The sequence below is a fragment of the Mesorhizobium sp. M7A.F.Ca.CA.002.09.1.1 genome (assembly GCF_003998555.1).
Lineage (GTDB): Bacteria > Pseudomonadota > Alphaproteobacteria > Rhizobiales > Rhizobiaceae > Mesorhizobium > Mesorhizobium ciceri.
The window spans coordinates 1-861 of record NZ_RZRR01001393.1; the positions used below are offsets into that span (position 1 = coordinate 1).

Here is an 861-nt window from a genome sequence, read left to right on the forward strand (position 1 = left end):
AGCGCGGCGGTGGCCGAGCCGGCCGGGCCAGTGCCGACGATCAGCACGTCGGTTTCGATATCCGCCATCAAATTCCTCCCTCGATCTTCGGACCGGTCAGCCTGCGGCGGACCGGAAACAGGTGCAGGCCATTGCGGGACGCGATCAGGCCCCAGAGCCCCTTTGGCGCAAAAAGCATCACGACAACGGCGATGAGGCCGAGCGTCATCAAGTACCAACTGCCGTAGTCGGCCAGCGCCGAGCGCAGCGCAAAGAAGACCAGCACACCGAGGATCGGCCCCTCGATGGTGCCGATGCCGCCGATGACGACAATAAAGATGACGTTGGCGGTCCAGTCGGTGACGGCAAAGGCCGCGCTCGGCGAGATGCGGGCCGTCTGCAGGAAAATCAGCGCGCCGGTCAGCCCGGTGGCAGCCGCGGCGATCAGAAAGACCGCCCATCTGAGCCGGGCGGTATCGACGCCCACCGATTGCGCCGCGTCGACATTGTCGCGCACGGCCGCCAGCGCCAGCCCGAGGCGGCTGCGCAGCAGCCAGTAGATGCCGCCCGTCACGGCCACGACCAGCGCCAAAGCCAGCCAGTAGGCCATGACATCGCGTGCCGCGGCCTCGCGGACGCCGAACAGCGCCCGGACCGCATCGGTGCCCAGGATGCTGCTCGTCGCCTCGCGCGGCAGCGACGTGCCGGTGCCGCCGCCAAGTGCCTTCCACTGCGCAACCAGCAGGCGCGTCACTTCGGCGATCACCCAGGTGCCGATGGCGAAATACGCGCCCTGCAAGCGGAACGCGAAAAAGGCCGTCGGAACCGCCAGCACCAGTGCCGCAAGGGCGCCCAGCGGGATCGCCAGGACCGGATTCCAGC

Annotated in this window: 1 protein-coding gene; it reads right to left on the minus strand. The window is 68.3% G+C overall.

The features are described from left to right. Nucleotides 1-67: 67 nt before the first annotated feature. The coding region (locus tag EN994_RS33475; RefSeq protein WP_164746531.1) for a branched-chain amino acid ABC transporter permease at nucleotides 68-861 on the minus strand (794 nt) is incomplete at its 5' end.